The organism is Sorangium sp. KYC3313 (assembly GCF_052075895.1).
Classification (GTDB): Bacteria; Myxococcota_A; Polyangia; order Polyangiales; family Polyangiaceae; genus Sorangium; species Sorangium cellulosum_B.
Genome location: NZ_CP197255.1, coordinates 2,471,730 through 2,496,046, shown reverse-complemented (window position 1 = coordinate 2,496,046; position 24,317 = coordinate 2,471,730). Strand labels below are relative to the sequence as shown.

The 24,317-nt window shown below is 73.2% G+C and carries 11 protein-coding genes; 4 read left to right on the top strand and 7 right to left on the bottom strand.

Annotated features, from left to right (window positions below; genetic code table 11):
• Positions 1–18: 18 nt before the first annotated feature.
• From ACSRUE_RS09765 to ACSRUE_RS09740, 6 genes are all read right to left on the bottom strand, one after another.
• A complete protein-coding gene (locus ACSRUE_RS09765) occupies positions 19–942 on the bottom strand; it encodes a response regulator (protein WP_441290757.1) in 924 nt (307 codons plus the stop codon).
• The gene (locus ACSRUE_RS09760) at positions 936–3,797 is read right to left on the bottom strand and encodes a response regulator (protein WP_441290756.1); all 2,862 of its coding nucleotides are present in this window, start codon (positions 3,795–3,797) and stop codon (positions 936–938) included. The genes ACSRUE_RS09765 and ACSRUE_RS09760 overlap by 7 nt, the downstream gene beginning before the upstream one ends.
• 238 nt (positions 3,798–4,035) lie before the next feature.
• Complete coding sequence (locus ACSRUE_RS09755; protein WP_437763820.1) at positions 4,036–4,896, bottom strand: sugar ABC transporter permease; 861 nt, start codon at positions 4,894–4,896, stop codon at positions 4,036–4,038.
• A complete protein-coding gene (locus ACSRUE_RS09750; RefSeq protein WP_441290755.1) occupies positions 4,893–7,217 on the bottom strand; it encodes an extracellular solute-binding protein in 2,325 nt (774 codons plus the stop codon). The genes ACSRUE_RS09755 and ACSRUE_RS09750 overlap by 4 nt, the downstream gene beginning before the upstream one ends.
• Positions 7,218–7,224: 7 nt before the next feature.
• Complete coding sequence (locus tag ACSRUE_RS09745) at positions 7,225–8,304, bottom strand: ABC transporter ATP-binding protein (RefSeq protein WP_441290754.1); 1,080 nt, start codon at positions 8,302–8,304, stop codon at positions 7,225–7,227.
• 39 nt (positions 8,305–8,343) lie between these two features.
• Entirely contained in the window at positions 8,344–10,290 is a 1,947-nt protein-coding gene (locus tag ACSRUE_RS09740; protein ID WP_441293073.1) for an alpha-amylase family glycosyl hydrolase, read from the bottom strand.
• A gap of 614 nt (positions 10,291–10,904) precedes the next feature.
• On the opposite strand from ACSRUE_RS09740, the gene ACSRUE_RS09735 reads away from it, so the two are divergent.
• From ACSRUE_RS09735 to ACSRUE_RS09720, 4 genes are all read left to right on the top strand, one after another.
• A complete protein-coding gene (locus ACSRUE_RS09735; protein ID WP_441290753.1) occupies positions 10,905–14,438 on the top strand; it encodes an AAA-like domain-containing protein in 3,534 nt (1,177 codons plus the stop codon).
• Positions 14,439–14,757: 319 nt separating this feature from the next.
• Complete coding sequence (locus tag ACSRUE_RS09730; protein ID WP_441290752.1) at positions 14,758–18,435, top strand: protein kinase domain-containing protein; 3,678 nt, start codon at positions 14,758–14,760, stop codon at positions 18,433–18,435.
• Positions 18,432–21,635: a hypothetical protein gene (locus ACSRUE_RS09725; protein WP_441290751.1), complete on the top strand. Its 3,204-nt coding sequence runs from the start codon at positions 18,432–18,434 to the stop codon at positions 21,633–21,635. The genes ACSRUE_RS09730 and ACSRUE_RS09725 overlap by 4 nt, the downstream gene beginning before the upstream one ends.
• Entirely contained in the window at positions 21,635–22,249 is a 615-nt protein-coding gene (locus ACSRUE_RS09720) for a hypothetical protein (protein ID WP_441290750.1), read from the top strand. Before ACSRUE_RS09725 ends, ACSRUE_RS09720 begins: the two co-directional genes overlap by 1 nt.
• A gap of 76 nt (positions 22,250–22,325) precedes the next feature.
• On the opposite strand, the gene ACSRUE_RS09715 is transcribed toward ACSRUE_RS09720, so the two are convergent.
• Entirely contained in the window at positions 22,326–23,849 is a 1,524-nt protein-coding gene (locus ACSRUE_RS09715; RefSeq protein WP_441290749.1) for an MFS transporter, read from the bottom strand.
• Between the last annotated feature and the right edge of the window lie 468 nt (positions 23,850–24,317).

Here is a 24,317-nt window from a genome sequence, read left to right as displayed (position 1 = left end):
CCGCGACCGGAGACCGCGTCAGCCGCCGTCCTCGCCCGGCTCGCCGCCGGCCCCCGGCGAGCGGCACTTCATCACCATGCGGATCTCGTTGCCCTTGTCGTTGTGCCGCACCTCGTCCATGAACGTGCGGATCAGCATCAGGCCGCGGCCGCTCGGCTTGTCCAGGTTGGCGAGGTCGGTCGGATCCGGCAGGTTGCGCGGGTCGAAGCCGGGCCCCTCGTCGCGCACCACGTACGTCGCCTCGGTGCGCGTCTCGCGCGCCACGACGACCACGCGCCGGTCCCGGTACGGGCTCTCCGCCCGGCGGCGCTCGACGAGCGCGGAGAAGGCGCTCGGCTGCTCGTCGAGCAGCTTCGAGCTGACCTCGAGGTTGCCGTGCACGATGGCGTTCACGAGCGCCTCGCGCAGCGCCACCGCGACCTGGATCCGGCCCGTCTCGTCGCACAGCCGCATCCGGCCGAGGCTCTGCTCGACGTGGCCCACCAGCGCGGGGACCTTCGCCACGTCGTTGTCGAGCTCGAAATGGGACTCGGTCGCCGTCAGGCACGAGAGGAGCTGCTGCTCCCGCCGATCGAGCCGCGCCACCGCGAGGACGTTCTCGACCGTGTTCACGAGCTCCGCCGCGAGGTTCCGCTTCGCGACGTAGCTCGCGGCGCCGCGCCGCAGCGCCTGCACCGCGATCTCCTCGCTGCCGTGCGCCGTCATCAGGATCACCGGGAGGTACGGGTGCTCGCGGCGGATCGCCTCGACCAGCTCCAGGCCGTCCATCTCCGGCATCTGGAGATCGGTCAGCACGATCTCGGGCATCGACCTGGCGATCGTCTCGAGCGCCTCGACGCCGTTCTCGGCGTACACGGGCTCCATCCCGGCGCGCTTCTTGAGCAAGCTCCCGGAGAGGCGCCGATCCATCGGGGAGTCGTCCACCACGAGCACCCTCACCATCGCGTCACCTCGCTATCAGAGCGCCGCTCGCCGCCCTGCGCCGGCGGCGCCGGGTCCGCCGGCGCGCCCTCGCGCACGAACGCGGCGAGCTCGGGGAGCAGGCGCTCGATCTGCGCCCGCAGCGCGAACTGCGCCTCGGCCAGGCTGCCGAGCTCGTTCGCGCGCGCCATCTTCTCCAGCGCGAAGGAGGCCTCGAACGCGCCCCGCGCGCCGAAGCTGTCGACCCCGCCCTTCAGGCTGTGCGCGGCCCGCTGGAGCTTGCGGGCGTCGCCGGCGGCCACCGCGTCGTCGATGTCGCCCATCCAGCGCGGGCACTCCTCCAGGAAGACCTCGGCGAGCTCGCGCAGGAGATCGGCGTCGCCGCCCGTCCGCTCCAGCGCCTTCGTGCGATCGAACATCGGCCGGGCCGTGATCGAGGAGGGCGAGGGCAGAAGCCGCTCCTCCGATCGGGTGCTCGGCGGCCCGCTGTCGGACGCCGACGAGGGCGCCGACGCGTCCGAGCTCGGCGCGCCGAGCGACATGCGCGCCGGGTCCTCGATCTCCAGGGCGGAGGGCCCGGCGGCCAGCCGGTCGATCATGTCGTAGAGCTCCTCGACCTGCACCGGCTTCGACACGTAGCCGTCGAAGCCGGCCCGGAGGCAGCGGTCGCGGTCGCCCTTCATCGCGTACGCGGTCACGACGATGAGCGGCATGTGCCCGCCCTCGCGCCGCTCGCGGGCGCGGACGACCCGCGCGGCCTGGAGGCCGTCCATCTCGGGCATCTCCACGTCGAGCAGGGCCACGTCGTACTGCCCGCCCGCGATCTTCTCGACGGCGAGGCGGCCGTTCTCGACGATGTGCACGTGGTGGCCCTGCCGCTCCAGCCAGCGGCGCATCAGCTTCTGGTTGATCGCGTTGTCCTCGGCGACGAGCACGCGCAGGCCGCGGGCGCGCGGCCCGGGCGCGGCGCGGCGCGGGTCGGCCGACCGGAGCGAGGTCCGCGTCGGGACGCCGAAGGCGTGGAACACGGCCTCCTGGAGGTGGGACGTCTTCACGGGCTTCGTGACGATGGCGAAGACGCCGAGATCGCGGCAGCGCGCGACGTCCGCCTGCGCGGACGTCGAGCTGAGCAGCATGAGGACGCGCCCCTTCAAGATCTCGCGCTTCCGGCAGTGCTCGACCACGGCGAAGCCGTCGACCTTCGGCATGCGGGCGTCGACGATGACGAGGCCGAACGAGCTGCTCGGCCCGACCGCGTTGCCCCCCGGCTTGCCCCAGGGCAGCGCCCACACGCCCGAGTCCTCCGAGAGCGCCGCGATCGCCGCCGCCCCCGAGTCGACGGGGACCGCCTTCATCCCCCAGCCCTCGATGGTGTCCGCGAGGATGCGCCGCGCGGTCGCGTTGTCGTCGGCGATGAGGACCTTCGTGCCGAGCAGGTCCTTCGGGATCTCCAGGCGGCGCGACCGGGCGGCGCCATCGAGCGTCCGGAGCTGGAGGGTGAAGTGGAACGCGCTGCCCTTGCCGACCTCGCTCTCGATCCAGATCTTGCCGCCCATCATCTCGACGAGGCGGGCGCAGATCGTGAGGCCGAGCCCCGTGCCGCCGTACTTGCGGGTGGTCGAGCCGTCCGCCTGGGCGAACGCGTCGAAGACGACCCGCTGCTTCTCCGGGGCGATCCCGATGCCCGTGTCGATCACGCTCACGCGGAGCACCACGGCGTCGCCGAGCGCCTCGCCGGCGTAGAGGCTCGGCGTGCCCTGGCTGTCCGCGCTGGCCTCCTCCTCGGCGGTGAGGGGCGCGCGCGACTCGACCTCGGCGCGGACGACGACCTCGCCGGCGTCGGTGAACTTCACCGCGTTGCTCACGAGGTTGACGAGGACCTGGCGCAGGCGCAGCGGATCGCCGACCAGGGCCTCGGGCACGTCGGGGCCGACGTCGTAGGCGAGCTCGAGCCGCTTCTCGTGGGCGCGGAGCGCGAGCGTCTTCACGGCGTCGCCGATGATCTCGCTCGGGTCGAAGACGACGGGCTCGATCTCGAGCTTGCCGGCCTCGATCTTCGAGAAGTCGAGGACGTCGTTGATGATGGAGAGCAGCGCGTCGGCCGAGATCTTGACCATCTCGAGGTACTCGCGCTGCTCCTGGGTGAGCTCGGTCTGGAGCGCGAGCGACGTCATGCCGATGATGCCGTTCATCGGGGTGCGGATCTCGTGGCTCACGCTGGCGAGGAACTCGCTCTTCGCGCGGCTCGCCGCCTCGGCGGCCTCCTTGGCCTGCTGGAGCTCCTCCTCGACCGCCTGGCGCTGCATGAGCAGGGCGCGCAGGCTCGCGGAGTGCTCGCGCTCGTTCTCGAGCGAGGCCTCGCCCATGGCGTCCGCGCGGCGCTTGGCGATGCTCGCCATCACCGCCATGGCGGGGGTGGTGACGGCGTAGACGATGACCCGGAGGAGGTTGTCTTCGTCGTACGATAAAAGGACGCCATCCTTGGAGAAGTAGAGCGCGAAGAAGACGCACGAGATGAGCGCCGTGACGATGCCGCTCCAGAGGCCGCCGCTGAACGCCGCGAAGACGATGATCATCGAGAGGATCGCGGGCGGGTTCGGGACGCTCCAGTCGAGCGCGGCCTCGAGCGTGGCGACGGCGCCGATGACGAGCAGCGCGAGCGCGGGGCCGAGCAGCGGGAGCACGACCTTCTCCCACGAGGGCCGGCCGAGGCGCCGCCGCTGCGCGGTGGGGAGCGGCAGGAACGTGCCGCGGCCGTCGGCGTCGCCCACGCCCATGGATGCGCGGGGCTCGCCGCCCACGCCCACCCATGGGCGGGGGTCCGCGTGAGCGGTCCCCGGCGCGGCGGCGGGCGGGGGATCCTCGGCCTTCGGCATGGCTTCATGGAGATAGCGGTGTCGCTATCGGGCGTCCACGGCCGCGAGGGCCGGGCCCCATGGACGGGCGGCGCCTGGGCACAGCGGGCAAGTAGGAGGGACGCCCCTCGGCCCCGAGCAGCACGAGGCCGGGCAGCGCGGGTCGCGCCGCCGGCGGACGCGGCGCTGGCGGCCCGCGCCGCCGGCGCCCCGGCCGCCGCGCGCCGGGGCGCCCGCAGCCACGCTCACCGCGGCGCGCTCACCCCTTCACGCCGCCCGTCGTCAACCCCGCGATCAGGTGGCGCTGCACCACATAGAACGCCGCCATGACCGGCAGCGACACGAGGAGCGCCCCCGCCGCGAACCGCTCCCACTGCGCGTCGTACTCGCCGATGTACCGCTGCAGCACCACCGGCAGCGTGAACATCTCCTCCTTGCCGAGCAGCGTCGCCGCGAGGATGAACTCGTTGTACGCCGTCATGATCGCGAACAGCGCCGTCACGGCGATCGCCGGCCGCGCCGCCGGGAGCACGACCCGGAGGAACGCCTGGAAGCGCGTCGCCCCGTCGACCATCGCCGCCTCCTCCAGGTCGACCGGGATCGCCTCGAACGCCGCCCGGAGCTGGAAGATCGAGAACGGCACCGCCGTCGACGCGTAGCAGAGCACGAGCCCGGTCCGCGAGTTGAGCAGGCCGAGCGCGTCGAGCAGGAGGTACAGCGGGATCGCGCTCGCCACCGTGGGGAACATCTGCGTCGCGAGCAGCGCGCGCAGGCCGCGGTCCTTGCCGAGGAACTGGAAGCGCGCGAGCGCGTACGCCGCCGGGACCGCGACGGAGACGCCGACGGCCGCCGTCGCGAGCGCGACGACGATCGAGTTGGCGAGCTGGCGGGGGAAGAGCCAGATCGGCTCGCCGCCGACCTTCTTCGACGTCGTGACCACCGCCACGATGTGCTCGAACGTCGGCTGGTTCGGGATGGGCAGCACCTCCGGCACCGGCGGGCGCGCCCCGGAGAAGGCGATCGAGGCGACCCAGAGCACCGGGTACAGCGCGAACGCGACCGCCGCGACCAGCGCGGCGTGCACCGCGATCGACTCGACAGGAGAGGGCCTCCGCGTCACGCGACCTCCGTCGCCGCCGCCGGCACGGGCGCCGAGCCAGCCTCGGCCCCGCCCTGCGGGATGGCGGAGACGGGCGTCCGCCGCCGCCGGAAACGAAAGGCCCGCGTCGCGAGCGTCAAGAGCAGGAAGATGAGCACCGAGTACGCCGCCGCGTAGCCGTACTGGGCCTCGCGGGTGAACGCCCACCGGTACGCCTCGGAGACGAGGATGTCCGTCGTGCCGTCCGGGTCGCCGCCGGACACGAGGAACACGACGTTGAACATGTTGAACGTCCAGATCGCGCCCAGCGTCACCGCGGGCGCGAGCACCGGACGGATCAGAGGCAACGTAATTTTCCACAGACGCTGCCATCGCGTGGCGCCGTCGACCTCGGCGGCCTCGAGCACGTCCTCCGGCACGGCGGTGAGCGCGCCCAGCGTGACCACCATCATGAACGGGAACCCGAGCCAGACGTTGGTCATCACGTTGGCCGTGAACGCCGTCGTGAAGCTCGAGAACCAGGAGATGGGCTCGATGCTCGTCCCGAGCGCGGAGTTCACCACCTCGATGAGGCCGGTGACGGCCCCGAACTGCCGGTGGAACATGCCCTTCCAGGACAGCGCGGTCACGTAGCTCGGCACGGCCCAGGGCACGATGAGGAGCACCCGGTAGAGCGCCCGGAGGCGCAGGGTCGGGCGGTGCAGGAGCAGCGCGAGCGAGACGCCGAGGAGGACGTGGAGGCAGAGGTTCACGGCGGTCCAGAGCACGGTCACCGCGAGCACGAGGTAGAACGAGCCGCTCGCGAAGAGCGGCCCGCCGCGGGCCGTGAGGATGCTGATGAAGTTGGCGAGGCCGACGTACCGGAGGCCCTCGCCCCTGCCGGCGAAGAGCGACGTCGCCGCGCCGATGACGAGCGGGACCATCACGAGCACGCCGATCGCGACGACCGCGTGCGCGACGTACTTGTAGGCCGGAATCGAGCGTCTGAACGAGCGTCCGAACGAGCGCCTGAGCGACCGCCGGAACGAGCGCCATGACGCGACGCCGGGGGCCGCGGCCCTCGCGGCGCGGACCCACCGGAGAGCGAGCAGCAGCGCGAGCGCGCCGAGCGCGACGAGGAGCGGCGCCGGCGAGGCGGGGGGCGGGGGCGGCCGGCGGACGTCGTCGAAGCGGCGCTTGGCCTCGGAGAGCGCGACGTCGGGGGGCGCGTCGCCCCGGAGCACCTTGCGGATCGCGCGCGTGGCCGGCTCCCAGGTCGAGCGCATCGCCGGCGAGGTCGGCATCGGAATGGCCGTCTTGGCCTGCTCGGTGAACGCCGCGATGAAGGCGTCGCCGGCCGGGACCGCCACGTCGCTCCGCACCGGCGGCGTGCGCGCGACCTCGAGCCGCGTGGCCGCGGCCGCGGCGCCCGCGAGGTGGCGCGCGAGCGCCCGCGCCCCGGCGCGCCGCGCGCCCTGGGGCGAGAGCATCACCGCCTCGACGGTCAGGAACGGCCGCATCGGGAGGCCGGTCTCGCGCACCTTCGGGAGCGGGACGACGCGGGCGCGCCGCCGCGCCTCTTCGCCGAGGCCGCCCGCGAACCACGGCCCGCTGATCACGAACGCGGCGCGGCCCGCGTTGAACAGGTCGGTCACCAGCGCGCCGTTCGCGTCCTCCGGGACGACCCGGCGCTCGATCAGCGAGCGGACGAGCTCGAGCGAGCGCTCGGGCCCCGGGCCGACGAAGCCGAACTGGTCGTCCTCGCGCAGCATCGCGCCGCCGAACGCCGCGAGGATCGGCATGTGCGCGTAGGCGTTCGACGCCTCGTACGCGAGCGGGTACACGCCCTCGGGGAGCGAGCCGGCCAGCGCCGCGATGTCCTCGAGGGTCGCCGGGGCCTCCTTCACGAGCGCGGTGTTCATGTAGAGCGCCACGCACTTCTGGCTGATCGGCAGGCCGAGGATCTCGCCCCCCTGGCGAACCGCGGCGAGCGCCGGCCCCAGGAACACGGCCTCGCCGCCCGGCTCGAGCGCGTCGCCCACCGGCGCGACGAGGGCGCGCGCGCGGAAGTCGCCGAGCCGCTCGTGGGCGTCGATGAACAGGTCGGGCCCCTCCCCCATCGGGATCGCGGCCTGGAGCTTCGAGGCGTAGGCGTCGAACGGGAGGGCGAGGACCTCGACCTCCTCGCCCTTGAAGGCCGCGACGATGGCGTCGAGCGCCCTGGCCTCGTCGTCGCGGTAGGCGTGCCACAGCCGGATCGGCGCCGCGGCCGCGAGCGCGGGCCAGAGGAGGATCAGCGCGGGCGCAGCGAACGCCGCGAACACAGCGAGCGTGAGCGCGAGACGACAGCGACGGCTCGGCACGGTCGCCTCACGCTTCTCGCAGGCTCAGCCCGGAGCCCGCGTCGAAGAGGTGCACCTGGCGGAGCGCGACCCGCACGGTGTCCCCCTTCGCGACGCGCGCGGCCGGGTCGAGGCGGGCCACGAACGGCGCCCCCGCGACGGTGCCGTGCGCGTACGACTCGGCCCCGAGGGCCTCGACGATCGCCACCTCGAACGGGGCGCCGTCGTCGCCCGACGCGAGGTCCACCTCGTGCGGGCGCACGCCGACCGTCACCTGCCGCCCGGACGAGAGCGCGCCGGGGAAGTCGGCCGCGTCGACGTCGATGGCGAGGTCGCCCTGGGCCGCGACCCACCGGCCGCCCCGGCTCTCCAGGCGCGCCTCGACGAAGTTCATGGCCGGGCTGCCGAGGAAGCTCGCCACGAACCGGGTGCGAGGCCGGGCGAAGACCTCGAGGGGCGGCCCCGACTGCTCGACGACGCCCTTGTTGAGCACGAAGATCTCGTCGGCGAGCGTCATGGCCTCGACCTGATCGTGGGTGACGTAGACGCTGGTCGCGCCGAGCCGATCGTGCAGCTTGCGGATGTCGACCCGCACCTGCGCGCGCAGGGCGGCGTCGAGGTTCGAGAGCGGCTCGTCGAACAGGAAGAGCTGCGCCCGCCGCACGATGGCCCTGCCCATGGCCACGCGCTGCCGCTGGCCGCCGGAGAGCGCCCGGGGGTGCCGGTCGAGGAGCGGGCCGAGCCCGAGCATCTCCGACGCCTCCTTCACGCGCGCCTCGATCTCGGCCGGCGGCGTCTTCCGGAGCTTCAGGCCGAAGGCGAGGTTCTCGCGCACCGTGAGGTGCGGGTAGAGGGCGTACGACTGGAACACCATCGCGATGTCGCGATCGCGCGGCGAGAGCCGCGTGACGTCGCGTTCGCCGAGCGCGATCGTGCCGTCGTCTGCCTCCTCGAGCCCGGCGAGCAGCCTCAGCAGCGTCGACTTGCCGCAGCCGCTCGGCCCCACGAGGACAGCGAACGAGCCGTCGGGCACGTCGACCGAGACGCCGCGCAGCACGTGGGTCTGGCCGAATCGCTTGTTGAGTCCGCGCACTTTGACAGACGCCATGTTGGAGGCTCTCTTGGAAGGGAGGAGTGCCAGGCAGGATCAGAGACCATGGATGATCTGGTCTTCCGGGATGAGCAGCGCCCCGCTCACCGGAGGCAGCTTGACGGTGACAGCGCCGTTCGCGCCCACCCTATATGTCTTTTTTTCGGGCGAGAGCACGTCGACGAGCACGGTCCCCCGCGCCAGCCCCGTGGTCATCGCCGCCCCGTTGAAGCGCGTGGCGCTCTGCTTCCGGGGGTGCGTGTTGAGCACCACGAGCGCATAGTCGCCGTCCGGCTCCCCCCGCTCGAACGCGAAGATCCCCGCGTCCTCGTCCCCTTCGCCCGTCCGCTCCGTCGACCAGCGCACCCGCTGCTCGCCGAGGGTGAGCGCCTGGTAGCCCCTGCGCAGCGCCGTGAGCCGCTGGATCCACCGGAAGAGCGGGTGCTCCGTGTCATAGCCGCTCTCCCAAAGGTCTTCGCGGTTCGCCGGATCGTCGCCGCCGCTGAAGCCCTGCTCCGTGCCGTAGTACAGGCAAGGGATGCCGTCCTCCGTGAAGAGGAACAGGAGCGCATTCTTGAGCGCCGCCTCGGGATCGGCCTTGAAGGGCGAGGCGCCCGGGCCGACATGGAGGAAGCGCGGGACGTCGTGGTTGTCGATGAAGTTGACCAGCGCCTTCAGCGGCGGGACGCCAATGCCGTTCGCGTTCGGCTCAGCGCCGTAGTTGAGCGCCCGCGCGTCCCAGAGCGCCTCGATCCGCCGCGTGGCCCGAGCGTCCCGGAAGACGTCGCGGAAGACCCGATAATGCTGGGGGAAATACAGCACGGAGTCGACCGAGTCCCCCGTGATCGGCGCGGCGCCCGGACAGCCCCCCTCCGCCTCGTCGCCGTTCTCGCGCTCGAGATCGCCGCCGAGCGCTTCGTCGTGCGGGTGGGCCGGGACCTCGTGCCTCGTGAAGCTGCCGACGAGGTCGTCCTTGCCGTCGAAGGCCTCGCCGAACATGAAGAAATCGGTCTTGCCCATCGCCGCCAGCTGCAGCCGGACGTTCTGCGTGAAATAGCGCCAGAACTCGTGCTCGACGTGCTTCAGCGTGTCGATGCGGAACCCGTCGACGTCGGTGAGCTCGACCCAGCGCACGAACATGTCGACCATCGCCCGCTTCACGTCGCAGCGGGAGGTGTCGATGTCCTTGAGGCCGCCCGGGAGATCCCCGTGCACGAGCTGGTCGACATCCTCGAAATCGAGGATGCGCCCCTTGCGGTTGTAGACCTCGGGGTCCTGGAAGAGCTCGGGCTGCGGCGGGAGGTGGTTGGTCGCGGGGTCGTGACGGAAGACGATCGGCGCCCGACGGGACGACTTGCCGAGCGACGTCCGCGCCCGGACGCCGCGGGGGTCGAACTCCGGATCGTACTCGTTCACGGCCGCGTGCTGGAGCCGCCCGTCCTCGCCGCCGCCGCGGACGTCCTCGTCGGGCCGCCCATTCTCGTTGATGTCATAATAAAACAGCTGGCCGACGTGGTTCGTCACGATATCGAGGATGACCTTCATGCCGCGGCCGTGGGCCGACGCGACGAGCCGGCGCAGCGACGCGAGGTCGCCGAAATGGGGGTTCAGCTCGGTGAAATCCTGCGTCCAGTAACCGTGGTATCCGTCGACGCCGGCGTCGGTCTCGACGTTCTTGACGATCGGCGAGATCCAGAGCGCGGTGACGCCGAGCTCCTCGAGGTAGGGCAGACGCTCCTCGAGCCCCTTCCAGTCGCCGCCGTGCCACCTGCCCGGCGCCGAGGACACCCGGGTGTTGTTCCCCGCGTCGCCGTCGGCGAAGCGGTCTGTCAGCACCTGATAGATGATCTCCTCCCGCCAGTCGCTCGCGCGCGCCCCGAGCGAGGCCGACCGCGTGGGCTCCTCGTCGAGCTCGGCGCACGCCGCCGCGAGGAGCGCGAGCGAGGCGGCCCCGGCCGCCCGCGCCGTCCGCCAGAGGGAGAGTCTCGATCGCCGCCGGTCCATCGTGTTCACCTCAGCTCCGCGTGTCGAGCCATCACGCATCCACGCGAGCCGGCACACGCGCCGGACGAGAGCCCATCTCGCCTGATGAGCCCGATGGGCAGCGACGCGGCCGGCGCGAGCGCGTCCGGGCCGCCCGCGTGCTCCGGCAGGCACTTCTGGAATGTCAGGCAAAGCCGTAGTGCCTGCAGGAGCCTTCCGAGCCGCGGAGCGCAATGCGCAGACGAGCAGCTGCACGGCGGCCAGCGCGGCCACGACGTGATTCTGCCCCGCCCTCAACACCCCTCGCACGGCGCGAACGCTACACCAGCAGCAGCGGCGCGGTCCACGATTTCTGGACGTAAAAGCGGGTTTTCGCGGCACGACACCACCGACGCACACGCAATCGCGCCGCGCGCAACACCGTCGCGCAGGCGCACAGCCGGGGCCGGGCCGCGCGCCTCGCCAGCGCCTTCGCCGGCGAATCCCGATCGTGTGAGCGCCAGCCCATCCGGTCGACGCGACATTCGCGTGACATTCACCGCGCCGTCGCGAGCCCTGTTGTTTCACCGCGGACGCCTGCGACGCGGGCTGTCGTTCCGTTGACGGTCCTGGCGTCGCATGGCACCGTCAGATTCGTGACCTTCTCGGCGCCTCCCGACCTCGATCAGGCGAAGGCCAGTGCCGGTGATCACAGGCGCCGGTTCCAGGCGGGCGGGACCGTGGGCGAGGGCGCTATCTATATCGAGCGCCCCGCGGACAAAGAGCTCTTCGAGGCGCTCCTGCGCGGAGAGCTCTGCTATGTGCTGTCGACCCGGCACATCGGGAAGTCGAGCCTGCGACTCCAGGTCTCGACGCGGCTCCGCGCCGCGCAGGTGGAGTGCGCGAGCGTCGATCTCGGGGCGCTCGGCACCGACACCACCTCGCCGGTGGGCTGGTACCTCGGGATCGCGTCGGAGATGGCCGAGCAGCTCGGGCTGGAGCCGCCGGACGAGTTCTGGGATGCCCACTGGCACCTCGGGCCGGCGCACTGCTGGTTGCGCTGGCTCGAGGACGTCGTGCTCGTGGAGATCTCCTCCGCGATCGTCCTGTTCATCGACGAGGTCGACGCCACGCTGTCCCTCCCGTTCTCGCGGGACGATTTCTTCGCCATCCTCCGGGCCTTCGTGAACCGGCGCGCGGAGCGCCCCGCCAACGCCCGGCTGACCTTCTGCCTGCTCGGGGCGGCGGCGCCCTCGGAGCTCGCCGCGGATCCGGCGCGCGCGCCGTTCACCACCGGCCGCCCGATCCGGCTCGACGACTTCACCCGCGCCGAGGTGCGCGGCTTCCGCGCGGGCCTGGAGGGGCTCGTGGCCGACCCCGACGCGCTGCTCGACGCGGTCTTCGCGTGGACCTCGGGGCACCCCTACATGACGCAGCGGCTCTGCGCGGATCTCGCCGGAGAGCGGCGCGATCTCGACGTCGACGAGGCCGTCGCGCGGCGGTTCCTGGACCAGGGCCGGACCGAGGACCCGAACCTGCGCCACGCGGAGCGGTGCCTGGAGGCGCAGGGGCCCCGCTGCGGGCGGGCGCCGGCGCTCCTCCAGCTCTACAAGCAGCTGCTCGACGGCCACCGGGTGGGCGTCGACGCCGGGGACCCGGTCCAGCGGGCGCTGCTGCTCTCGGGGCTCTCCGTGGAGCGGACGGCGGCCTCGGGCGCGCCGTACCTCGACGTGCGCAACCGCGTCGTCCGCGAGGTCTTCGACCGGGCGTGGGTGCTGTCGCGGGAGGCGGACCGAGCCACGAGGGAGCCGCTCGCGCGCTGGCTGTCGCACGGGCGGAGGGACGACTATGTCGTGGGCGGCGCGGCGCTCGCGGAGCTCACGTCGTGGTGCGATGGGCGGGCGGACCTCTCGGCGGAGGAGAGGGCGTTCCTCTCCGCCTGCGCGCGGGCGGAGGGCCAGAAGCGGTCGGCGCGGCGGCTCGTCACCGTGCTCGCCGTCGCCGTCACGCTGCTCGGCGGCCTCACCCTCGTGCTCCTCTGGAAGATGGGGAAGGAGGAGCGGGCGCTGGTCCGCGCGCAGCAGGAGTCGCGCGAGAACGGCGCCCGGCGGCTCGCGGCCCAGTCGGCGAAGGAGCGCGCCGAGGGCCTGCTGCCCCGCGCGCGCCTGCTCGCCGTGGAGGCGGCCCTCGCCGCCAGGGCGAGCGGCCGCCCCGCGGGCCCCGCCGTGGTGCAGGCGCTCGGCGACGCGGTCTGGGGCCCCGCCGTCGACCAGGAGGTGCTCGTCGGGCACGGCGGCGCGGTCCACCACGCGACCTTCAGCCCCGACGGCCGCCTCGTCGCCACCGCCTCGGCCGACGGGGCCGCGAGGATCTTCCGCCTGGGCGGGCGCGACGAGCCGCTCGTGCTGCGCGCCCCCACGTCCGCCGGCGTCGTCGCCGTCGCCTTCAACCACGACGGGAGCCTCCTGGCGACCGCGTCGACCGACGGCGCGGTACGCCTGTGGCGCCCCGACGGCCACGAGGTTCGCGCGCTCGAGACGAGGGACGCCGCGCCGACCAGCGTGGCGTTCAGCCCGGATGGCAGCCGCGTCGTCGCGGGGACGACGGGCGGCGCGATCTACGTGTGGCGCCCCGGCATGGAGGGCGAGCCGCCGCTCGTCGTGCCCCTGGGCGAGCGGCTCATCCGGCGCGCGGTGTTCAGCCACGACGGGGCCCGGATCCTCGCCACGGCCATCAGCGGGACGGTCCACGTCGTCCGCGCCGACGGGCACGGCGCTCCCGCGGCGCTGAAGGGGCACGGGCCGGGCGTCGAGAGCGCGGACACGAGCCCGGTGGACGACCGCATCGTCCTCGCGACGGGCGACGGAACGGCGCGCATCCTCGGCGCGGACCGGCGTGAGCCCGTCGTCCTCCGCGGGCACGAGGGCGCGGTGCGCAGCGCCGCGTTCAGCGCCGACGGCGGTGCGGTGGTCACGGCCTCCGCGGACGGGACCGCGCGCGTCTGGAGCAAAGGCGGCAAGGGCGCGCCGATGGTCCTCGAGGGCCACGAGGGCGTCGTGAACAGCGCCGCCTTCAGCCGCGACGGCGCGAGCGTCGTCACCGCGTCGGAGGACGGGACCGCGCGGGTGTGGCGGCTCGGCGGGCCGGGCGAGCCGCTGCTCCTGCGCGGCCATGAGGGGCCGCTGACCGGCATCGCCGTCAGCCACGACGGCAGCAGGATCGCCACCGCCGGGACCGACAAGACCGCGCGCGTCTTCCGGGCCGACGGCTCGGGCGAGCCCGTCGTCCTCCGCGGGCACGCGGAGCACCTGCTCAGCGTCGACTTCAGCCCCGATGGGAGCCGCCTCGTCACCGGCTCGGCCGACAGGACGGCGCGGATCTGGCGCGCCGATGGGCGGGGCCAGCCGATCGTGCTCGGGGTCCACGACGACCGGGTGGTGGGCGTCGCCTTCAGCCCGGAGGGCACCCGGATCGTCACGACCTCGTGGAACGGCATCCTGCGCGTGTTCGAGGACGGCGTCCCGGGCGAGCCCGTCGTGCTGCGCGACGAGCGCGCGGGGCTGCTCCGGGCGGCGTTCAGCCCGGATGGCCAGCACATCGTGGCGACGTCGGGGCCCGACGTGAAGGTCTGGCCCGCGGACGGCCGCGGCGCCCCGCGCGTCCTCCCGTCGGGGTACGAGGACCGGGCGATCGCCGCGATCGCGGTGAGCCCGGACGGGAGCCACGTCGCGATCGCCGCGCTCGACGGCTGCGTGCGGCTGCTCCGCGTCGACGGCCAGGGCCAGCCCCTCCTCCTGAGCGGCCTCGGCGCGGCGGTCCGGACCGTCGCGTTCAGCAGCGACAGCGCGCGCCTCGTCGCGGTGTCGAGCGACGGCATCGCGCGGGTGCTCCCCGTCGACGGGCAGGGCGAGGCGATCACCCTCCGCGCCGAGGGCGTCACGCTGACGGACGCCGTGTTCAGCCCCGACGCCACCCGCGTCGTGACCGCCGCGAACGACGGCGCGGCGCGCGTCTTCTCGATCGCGGCCGAGTTGCTGATGGCGCGCGCGTGCGCCTACGCCGGGCGCAACTTCACGCGCGAGGAATGGGCGCAGCTCATGCCCGGCATCGACTACCGCGCCACGTGCCCCGAGTGGCCAGGCGCCCCCGAGCAGGACGCCGGCGCAGCGCCGCGGCTGGACGTGCGCTGAAGCAGGGAATCGTCCGTGCTTGTCCGGGCGTGTCGGCGCGCTCCGCGGCGGGCCGTGATCGTCGCTATGGGCTGCGCGCGGAAACGTGAACCAACGTGAACCAACGTGAACCAACGTGAACCCACGTGACCCCACGTGAACCGCGCGCGGCGCGCTGCGAGGCGCCTGGCAGCAGCCCCACGGGATGCTTCTCCCACCTTTATTCCGTGAGGGCGGACGTTCTTGTCATGGTTCGCGCTTCAGCGGGAACCATGTATGCTCGGCCAGGCTTGCTCGCCCTCTGCCGCGCACTGCGCGGCCCCTGATCGCTGCCCGGTCTATGGCCCCGCTCGACCCGCACGCCGAGGAGCCCAACCTCGTGGACACCGCCGCTGCGCGGATCGGGACAGCCCTGAACGCCAAGTGGCGGCTCGACGATCTGCTCGGCGTCGGCGGCATGGGCGCGGTGTTCGCGGCGACCCACCGCAGGGGGACGCGGGCGGCGGTCAAGGTCCTCCACATCGAGTTCGCGCGCAACGGCGAGCTGCGGGACCGCTTCCTGCGCGAGGGCAAGATCGCGAACCGGGTCGATCACCCGGCGCGCGTCGCCGTGGTCGAGGACGACCTCAGCGACCGCGGGGAGCCGTTCCTCGTCATGGAGCTGCTCTCCGGCACCACGCTCCAGCGGCTCGCGAGCAGCGCCGGCGGCACCCTCCCGCTCGCCCAGGTGCTGCCCGTCTTCGACGTCGTGCTCGATCTGCTCGAGAAGTGCCACTCGCTCGGCATCGTCCACCGCGACATCAAGCCGGCCAACATCTTCGTCACGAGCGCCGGCCACGTGAAGGTCCTCGACTTCGGCATCGCCCGGATGCGCGACCCCGAGCGGCAGGCCACGCGCGCGGGGCTCACGTTCGGCACGCCGGCCTTCATGTCGCCCGAGCAGGCGATGGGCGTGTCCGGCATCGACGGCCGGTCCGACCTCTGGTCGGTCGGCGCGAGCCTGTTCACCCTCCTGTCGGGCAAGCGGCTCAACCGCGGCCGGAGCGAGTCCGAGTCGTATTTCCTCGCCGCGACGCAGACCGCGCCGTCGATCGCGACCGAGGTCCCCGACCTGCCGGTCGAGATCGTGGCGTTCGTCGACAAGGCGCTCGCCTTCGAGCGCGGGGGCCGCTTCCAGAGCGCCGCCGCGATGCGCGGCGAGCTCCGCCGGCTGACGGCCGCGCACGCCGCCGGCCAGCTGACGCCCTCGCGCGAGAAGAAGGCGCCGCGCGTGCTCGTCCGCGGCAACGACACCATCGACGAGGACCAGGATCCGCCGTCGCTCGCGCTCGTCGAGCAGACCTGCCAGCGGCTCGTCGGCGTCTGGAGGCAGCTCGCGCTCGTGCTCAGCAACATCCGCCAGTACGGGTGGAACCACCCCCACGTGAACAAGGGCATCCACTTCGCGTTCGACGAGATCACGCGGACGCTCGCGCAGAACCCCTTCGGCGTCCGCTGGGAGGTCACCCCGAGCGCGTTCACCTCGGGCGGCCAGCCGATCTGGCAGCCCGACAGGCCCCCGTTCGATCGCATCCCCTACCAGCTCTTCGCCGACGGCGTCCGGAAGATCCAGATCAAGGCCGGCATCACCGAGGCCGAGCTCCGCGATTTCGCCGCCATCCTGCTCCGCGACCAGAGCTTCGGCATGGGCGAGGACGACGACGCCGTGACGGCGCTCTGGGACCGGCGCTTCGAGCACATCGCGTACATGGCGATCGACCAGTTCGCCGAGGGCGACGCGGACCTGGAGGATTTCGAGGAGCAGTGCCGGGAGGTCGCGGTGGGGGCGCGCGCCCTCGCGCAGATCGAGAGCCTGTGGGACGAGAGCTCGCTCGCGGGCAGGGCGCTGCAGCGGAACGTCGAGGCCGCGCTCGCGGAGACGGGCGCGGCCGCCTCGGCGCTCGCCATCGACCCGCTGACCCGGAGCACCCTCGGCGCCCAGATCGCGCTGCCGTCGGAGCAGTGGAACGAGCGTTACATGGACGCGTTCGTCGACGGCTACGTGGACGCCGTCCGGCACGGCGACGAGGACCGCATGACGGGGGCGCTCACCGCGTGGACCGCCGACCAGATCGTCCTGCACAGCTACGAGCTCGCGTTCGAGGTGCAGACGATGCTCCGGCGCGCGTTCTTCGCGCGGCTCGACGGCATGCAGCGCGGCGCGGCGGGTGCGGCAAGTGCGGCAAGTGCGGCAAGTCGATCGAGCGCTGCGCTGCCGCAGCTCTCGCCGCGCGCCGTCGACCGGGCGCTCGCGCAGGCGATGTTTCCGGTCGAGGCGCTCCGGGCGATCCTCAACGATCTCGCGACGGCTCCCCCGGAGGAGCCGGCGGCCACCGGCGCGGCGGCCACGGGAGCGTCGGCCACCGGCGCGGCGGGCCACGGCGTGGCGGCCGCGGGCGCTGCCCTCGGCGGCGCGGCGGCCGCAGGCGTGGCGGCGCAGGCCGGCGCAAGCCGGAGCGCGGCGCAGGCCGGCGCAAGCCGGAGCGCGGCGCAGGTCGACGCAGGCCGGAGCACGGCGCAGGCCGACCCAGGGCGCAGCGCGGCGCAGGCCGGCGCAAGCCGAAACACGTTGCAGGCCGGCGCGGGCCGGAGCGCGGCGCAGGCCGGCGCGAGCCGGAGCGTGGCGCCGCTCGACCCGGCGATCGTCGAGGGGCTGGCCCACGCGCTCGACGCGCTCGAGGACGGCTCGCTCTTCAGCGCCGCATGCCAGTGCCACGGCGCTGTGCAGTCCGAGCGCCTGCGCGAGGTCCTGTTCGCCTACATGCGGCGGTGGGCGCCGGGCCGGGAGGCCGAGCTCGGGGACCTGCTCTCTCGCGCCCCGGCCCCCCTCGCCCTGACGCTCCTCCAGCTGCTCGCGCAGCTCAAGACCCCCGGCGCCCTCGCCGCGCTGGAGGCCGGCTTCGCGAGCCCGCACGTCGAGGTGCGCATCAACGCGCTCGCCGAGCTCCCCGACGCCGCCACGGGCGAGGGCGGCTCCGCGGGCTCCGCCGCCGAGCGCGTCCGGGAGGAGCTCCAGAAGCTCCTCGACGACCCCGCGCCGCCGGTGCGCTGCGAGGCCCTGCGCCTCATCGGCAAGCTCGGCGTGCTCGCCGCGGGCCCGACGCTCGTGCGGCGGATCGTCGCGCCGTCGTTCCACGACCTCTCGGGGGCAGAGCGGCGGCAGTGGCTCGAGACCGTCGCGCAGCTGAACCCCGCGCGCGCCGAGAAGCTCGCGATCGAGCTGCTCGAGAAGCGCCAGCTCATCCCGTCCGAGGCGATCGAGCAGACCCGCGAGCTGGCCGCGCACTTCCTCTGCCAGGCGCGGAGCTACGAGGCGCTCCGCGCGGTCAAGGAGGCGACCAAGCCGCGCTGGTGGAACACCCCGCCGGTGCGCGACGCCGCCGCGCGCGCCGCGGTCGCGATCGCCGCGCGCCTCGTCGCGCCGACCCGCCCGAGCGAGCGCCCGCCGGCGCAGGCGCACCCGGACGCGAGCGCGCCGCCCTCCCGCGCAAAGCGCTCGTACTCGCCCGTCTCGGTCCGGCGCGTGAGCCCGGGCGGGCCGCTCAGCCTGCCGGACCCGCTCGAGCCGTGGAGCACCCCGCGCCCCGGGGCCATGACCCCGAACGGCGGCGACGCCGGCCGATCCGCCTACAGGCCGCCGCTCGTCTCGCCGGTGCCCGCCTCGGCGAGGGCCGCCTCGGCGCCTCCCACCTCCGTGCCGTTCAGCCGGCGTGGGCCGCCGCCTTCCTCCACGTCGTCGTCCACCCCGACGGCCGCGCCGCCGCCGATGCCGCCGTCGATGCCGCGCCCGGCCACGCCGCCGAGGTCCCCCACCCCGCCCTCGAGCGCCAGCGCCGCGCCGTACAGCGTGCGGCATGGCCCCGCCTCGTTGCCGTTCGGCGCGCCGTCCCGCACGGCCATCGAGCCTGCGCCCGGCAGCGCGGTGCCCTCGACGAAGCCGGCGCCGTCTCCGTCGCCCCGCGGCGGGAGGAAGCCGTGAGCGAGGAGAAAGCCAACCTCCACGAGAGCACCGGCGACACGGCGATCTCGGGCGTGAAGGCCGACGGGCGGCGCCGGGCGGCGCTCGGCCTGGTGCAGATGATCTACCGGCTCGCGAAGGCGTGCCTCCTGCACAGCGACTCGAACCAGGCGGTGCTGTCGCTCGTTCCGTCCGCGATCGACAGCATCGTCCAGTTCTGCGAGCTGTCGGGGAGCGAGGCCGCGACGATCGTGTTCGCGGGCAACACCCTCTTCCTCAACGGCCAGATGCTCCGCGCGTCGCGCGAGACGTACGAGGTCGCCCTGGAGCTCGGCAGCTTCTTCGAGGCCTGCGACGTCTCCGAGCTCGTGCTCGACAAGGCGGTCCGTCGGGCCGAGCTCGCCGCCTTCGCCCGCCTCCTCGCCGACGCCCAGCGCGACCGCAGCATCGCCGCGCGGCTCCTCCAGTCGAGCCTGCGGGGCGTCCGCGTCCGCAAGCTCACGAACCCGTTCCCTGGCGGGGCCATCGACGGCGACGGCACCCGCATCGGCCGGATCAGCCGCACCTACGCGGCGGCGATCCTCGTGATGCGGTCGTTCTACGCGGCCCTGCGCTCGTCCCCGGCGATCCTGCCGCAGCGGGTGAAGCGCGTCGCGCAGAAGCTCGTCGCCGCGGCCGAGGAGGACGCGCGCCTCCTGCTCTCGGTCGCCGCCGGCAAGATCGCCGACCCGGACGAGGGGGGCCTCAGCGTGTCCACGGCGATCGTCGCGCTGGGCATCGCCCGGCAGCTCACGACCGACAGGAGGATGCTCGGCAGCCTCGTCACGGCGGCGCTGCTCTACGACGTGAGCCGGCTGCGGCTCACGGGGGTGCTCGCCGGCTCGGCCGACGAAGGGGAGCCTGTCGCGCGCTCGCTCCTCGAGCGCGGCCTGAGCGACGACGAGAAGGAGCGGCTGCCCGCGAGCGCGGCCGTCATGTTGACGGCGCTCGGCAAGCTGCACGCGCCCTCGATCACGCGCACGGTGATCGCCTACGAGGCGCTCGCGCTCCGGCAAGGCGGCCGGCAGGGCTCGCTCTACGGCGGCCGGCGCAGCCCCACGGTGCTCGCGCGGATCCTGGCGGCCGCCCGCCAGTTCACGGAGCTCCGGACGGCGCCGTTCCCGACGATCGAGACCGCGTCGGGCGGCGCCTCGTCGCTCGACGCCGTGCTCCAGCGCATGATCACGGGCGCCGAGAGCGCGACCGACCGGGCGATCGGCAAGCTGCTCGTCGGCGCGCTCGGCATCATCCCGACCGGGACGTTCGTGCAGCTGAGCACCGGCGAGCTCGGGGTCGTCCTCTCGACGCCGATGTCGCCCGCGCACTTCGCGCAGCCGCCGGTGCGCATCCTGTTCGACGAGCAGGGCCAGCTCCTCGGCGCGCCGTTCGACGTCGACCTCTCGGTGCGGGCGCCGGGCGCGGAGCCGTGCTTCATCGTCCGGCCCGTCGAGGTCGAGCCTCACCACGAGCGGGCGATCCGCGCCGCGTTCGGCTTCCGTTCCGGGAGGGGCGCCGCGGGGGTGGAGTCGCGCGTGACGGCCGCCGCGCCGGTGCTCTTCGGCGACGAGATCCCGCCGACGGAGCCGGGCGACACGCTCGCGCCGCGCGCGGTCCGCTCGGAGGAAGGCGCGCGCGCCGCGCAGGCGCGCAAGGAGGCCGCGTGGCTCGGCAGGCCGCTCGCGGGCTCCGCGCAGGCCGGGTCGTCGCCGACCAGCGTGCAGCCCCGGCATCCTGCGCCGGCGGATCGCCCGGCGCCGGCCGAGCGGGGTCGTGACGAGAACCTCATCTCGACGCAGCCGCCCCCCTCGACGGCGGCGGCGCGCGCGGCGATGGCCGTCCCTCCTCCGCCGCGGTTGCCGCGGGACTCGCGGCCCTTCGGGCAGGTCGCGTCGACGAGGTACTCCGTGCCGGCGCCCGAGCCGACGCGCCCGTCGCGGCAGATCGAGCGCCGGGACGACGCGCCGGCGCGGGACCCGGGCGTGGGCCAGCTGCCGACGATCGGCCCTCCGGCGGCGTTCCCGGCGTCGCGGAGGTCGGGGGATCTCCGGCTCGGCGCGTCGTCGCGCCGGTCGGATTCCCGAGTCGATCGGGAGGACTGGGACTGGGACGACGAGCTCCCGACCATCGATCCGCCGCCGCCGGGGCCGCCGCCGACCTCGCGGAGCCCTTCCTTCGCGTCCGAGCCTCCGCCCGCCAGCGCGCTCGATCACGCGCCCACGTACACCCCGCCCCGTCCTTCCAGCCACGTGTCGGACCGCGCCCCGGGTTATCCGCCGCCCCGTCCTTCCAGCCACGCGTCGGACCGGGCCCCTGCCCCTCGCTATCCATCGCCCCATCCTTCCAGCCACGCGTCGGACCGGGCCCCTGCCCCTCGCTATCCATCGCCCCGTCCTTCCAGCCACGCGTCGGACCGGGCCCCTGCCCCTCGCTATCCATCGCCCCATCCTTCCAGCCACGCGTCGGACCGGGCCCCTGCCCCTCGCTATCCATCGCCCCGTCCTTCCAGCCACGCGTCGGATCGCGCCCCGGGCTACGCGCCGCCCCGCACCCCCAGCCCCACGCCGGCCCGTGCTTCCAGCCACGCGTCGGACCGCGCCCCGGGCTACGCGCCGCCCCGCATCCCCAGCCCCACGCCGGCCCGCGCCTCCAGCCACGCGCCGCCCCGTACCCTCAGCCCGACGCCGGCCCGCGCCTCCAGCCATGCGCCGGGCGGTGCCCCGAGCTACGCCCCGGAGCCTGTCCCGACGGAGCGGAACGCGCCGCGCGCGTTCTCCAGCGCCGGGTCTGGCTCGAGCCTGGACGACGCGGACCTGACGTGGACCGACGAGCTGCCGACGCTCGATCCTCCCCCGCCGCCGAGCACGGAAGAGCTCGAGCGCGATCGGCTGCTCGCGGCGTACCTGGCCGAGCGCACGCCCTTCCCGCAGGCAGGTCTTCATGAATGGAGCTCGGCGCCCAGCGAGGCGCCGGGGCGCGCCGAGGCGGACGTCGACGGCAGGTGGCGTGGCGACGTGCTGTCCCAGCGGCCGGCGCCCGACTCGCGGGTGATGGCGCCGATCACCATGGCGCCGACCAGCTCCAGCTCCTTCGGCGCCACGAGGCGCCCGCGCGCGCCCATCCCGCGGGAGGAGCCGGAGGACGACGGGGGTGATCCTCCGGCGCCGGAGGGGCGGGACCGCTGATGGCCTGGCCCGCTGCGGCGAGCCGTGGGCTCGCTGCGCTGCTGCTCGCCGCGCCGGCGTGCGCCGACGACGGCGTGGATCCCCCGCCGGTCGAGCACGCCTGCAAGCTCGGGTACCTGGGCGAGGAGGGCGCCGACATCCGCATGGAGGTCATCGCGCTCGACTCGAGCGACGCGGCGCACCCGGTGAGCGACGGCGACGGGATCGACATCATCATGCCGCCGCAGGGCGGGCGGGTGCTCTTCCTGGGCGTCCGCGCGACGAACCTGAGCGCCTGCGGCGTCCAGCTGTCCGGCTCGCTCCGCGATCCCGGGTCCGGGCGTGTGATGTCCGAGGCGAGGACGGTCAACCTCAGGCCGACCGGCGACGGCTGGGGAGCGAGCGTCGACGCCGACATCTCGACCTTCGCGAACGTGGGAGTCTGCCCGAACCACTGGTCGGGCAGCGACATCTTCGATCACGACTACGAGATCGAGGTGCAGGTGAAGGACAGGGAGGGCCGGACGGCGAAGCAGGTGCGGCAGGTCCGGCCGGCGTGCAACGAGCCCGAGTTCGAGGTCGAGTGCCGCTGCATCTGCAAGCACGGGTACGTCCTCGGCGAGGCGTGCGAGTAGGCCGGAGCGCCGCGACTCCAGCAGAGGAGTGGCTGATCCGAAGCGAGTTCGCCCGCGCCCGCGCGGCCCACGCGCCCTACACGTCGAGGTCCTTCCACCGCCTCGAGCGCCGGGAGAAGATCAGCATCCCCACGAGCGAAGCGACCCCGATCGCCGCGAACGAATACCAGATCTCGTAAGGCCGGTACGTATCCCAGAGCAGGCGCGTCGCCTCGGCGGCGTCGATGTGCAGCGTCTCCTGCAGCGTCCTGAAGGCCTGCTGGCGCGACACCCCGAGGAGCTCCGAGAGCGACGCCACGTCGCCGTTCCAGGCCTTCCCTTTGGCGAAGTCGGTCTTCTCGGCGAGGTAGCGCAGGGCCAGCGTGGCCTTCTCGCCCCGGGTCCCATAAAGGATCCCCGCCATCTGCGCGCCGATCGCAGGGCCGATCGCCGCCGGGATGTTGATGTAGCCGAGGTAGAGCGCCTTCTTTCCCTTCGGCGCGATGAGCGAGAAATACTCGCTCTTCTTCGGGCCGGTCAGCATCTCGCCGATGGAGAAGAGCAGGATGCCCAGGAAGAGGACGTAGAGCGACGTCGTGGTCCCTGAGACGAGGATGCCGAAGATGGCGACGAGGATGCCCAGCGTCATCGCCGAGAGCACCTTCATCCTCGCCACCAGGAACGAGAAGGGCACGAGGAGCAGGACGATGCTCACCTGATTCACGTTGAGCACGTTCTCCTGCTTGAGCTGGACCCCGCGCGGATCCTTGATATCGAGCCACGACGCCGGGAGCCAGGGGTTGTTCTCCACGAAGGAGGTGCTGCTGATCCAGTCCGTGTAGAAGTTCGGCATCAGGTCCCAGAGCTGGTACATCATCAGCCAGAACCCCGAGAGCAGCAGGATCACGGTGATGAGCCGCGCGTCCCAGATGTTCTTGATCGTGTCCTTGAAGACCTTCCACGCCCCGGAGGTCTTGTCCGCGCCGGAGTCGACCTCCTTGTACGTGAACAGCATCAGGAAGTTCAGGGAGATGATGGCGGCGCAGCCGTAGAAGACCCACGGCCAGCTCTTGCCGTGGAGGTAGCCGGCGAGCGGCGGGCCGATCGCCGCGCCCACGTTGACGAGCCAGTAGAAGAGGCCCCAGCCGACCGACGAGTTCGACTTGTCCATCGACTGGGCCAGGGTGCCCTGGATCCCGGGCTTGAAGAGGGCCGTGCCCGTCGCGAGGAGGACCACGCCGAGCAGAAAGCCGGCGAAGCTCCGCTGCGTCGCCATCAGCAGATAACCGATGATCTTCAGCCACACCGTGATGAAGATCGTGCGCTTGTAGCCGTACCGGTCGGCGTAACCGCCGGAGACCATCGGGAGCAGCGACTGGATGAGGGCCCAGACCATGTAAATGGTGCCCTTGTCCTGCTGGCTGAAGTGGAGCCCTCCAGGTTCGTCGGCCTGGGCGATGTAGATGGGCATGACGACGCGCACGCCGTAGTAGGCCAGCCGTTCCCACATTTCCATGGTGCAGCCCATCCAGAAGGAGTGCGGCAGGCTCCTGATGGTCTGAGCAAAGGAAAGCTTCGGCGGCGCCTCGACGGCCGGCTCGCTCACGGCGGCGTTGGTCATTTCATGTTCCTCGTGCGCCCGGGCCCCGGGCAAGCCCTCGTACCACACCGAGAGCAGCGTACACACCTGGATCACAAGCGTGTCCCGCCGCGGTCCGTCAGGGGCAATTACGATTGAGCAGCTCCTTCGCAGCGAGCGAGCGGGCGCCGGTCTCACGCGCGTCGAGACAGCCGGTCTTCACCGCCTCGCTCTGCAGTCCGATTCACGGTTCGACAGCGCAGCTCATGGATCATCCTGGACAGCAGAACCGGGAGCGAGCGGCGCTCGCGCCATGCCGCCCACCGGGTGGGTGGTTCGCTCGTGATCCGTGAGGGGCGTTTCTTCTCAGGGCATGGCGAGACGCGCCCCGCGACCTCCACCTGCCTGCCGCGGGACGTGGCGACCGCGGTCCCCTCCGGCCAGCGCCCGCCTCCCCTGCCGCGCCGCGCAGCGGCGCCGGCCGAGCGGCGCTGCACCGCCGGCGAGTCT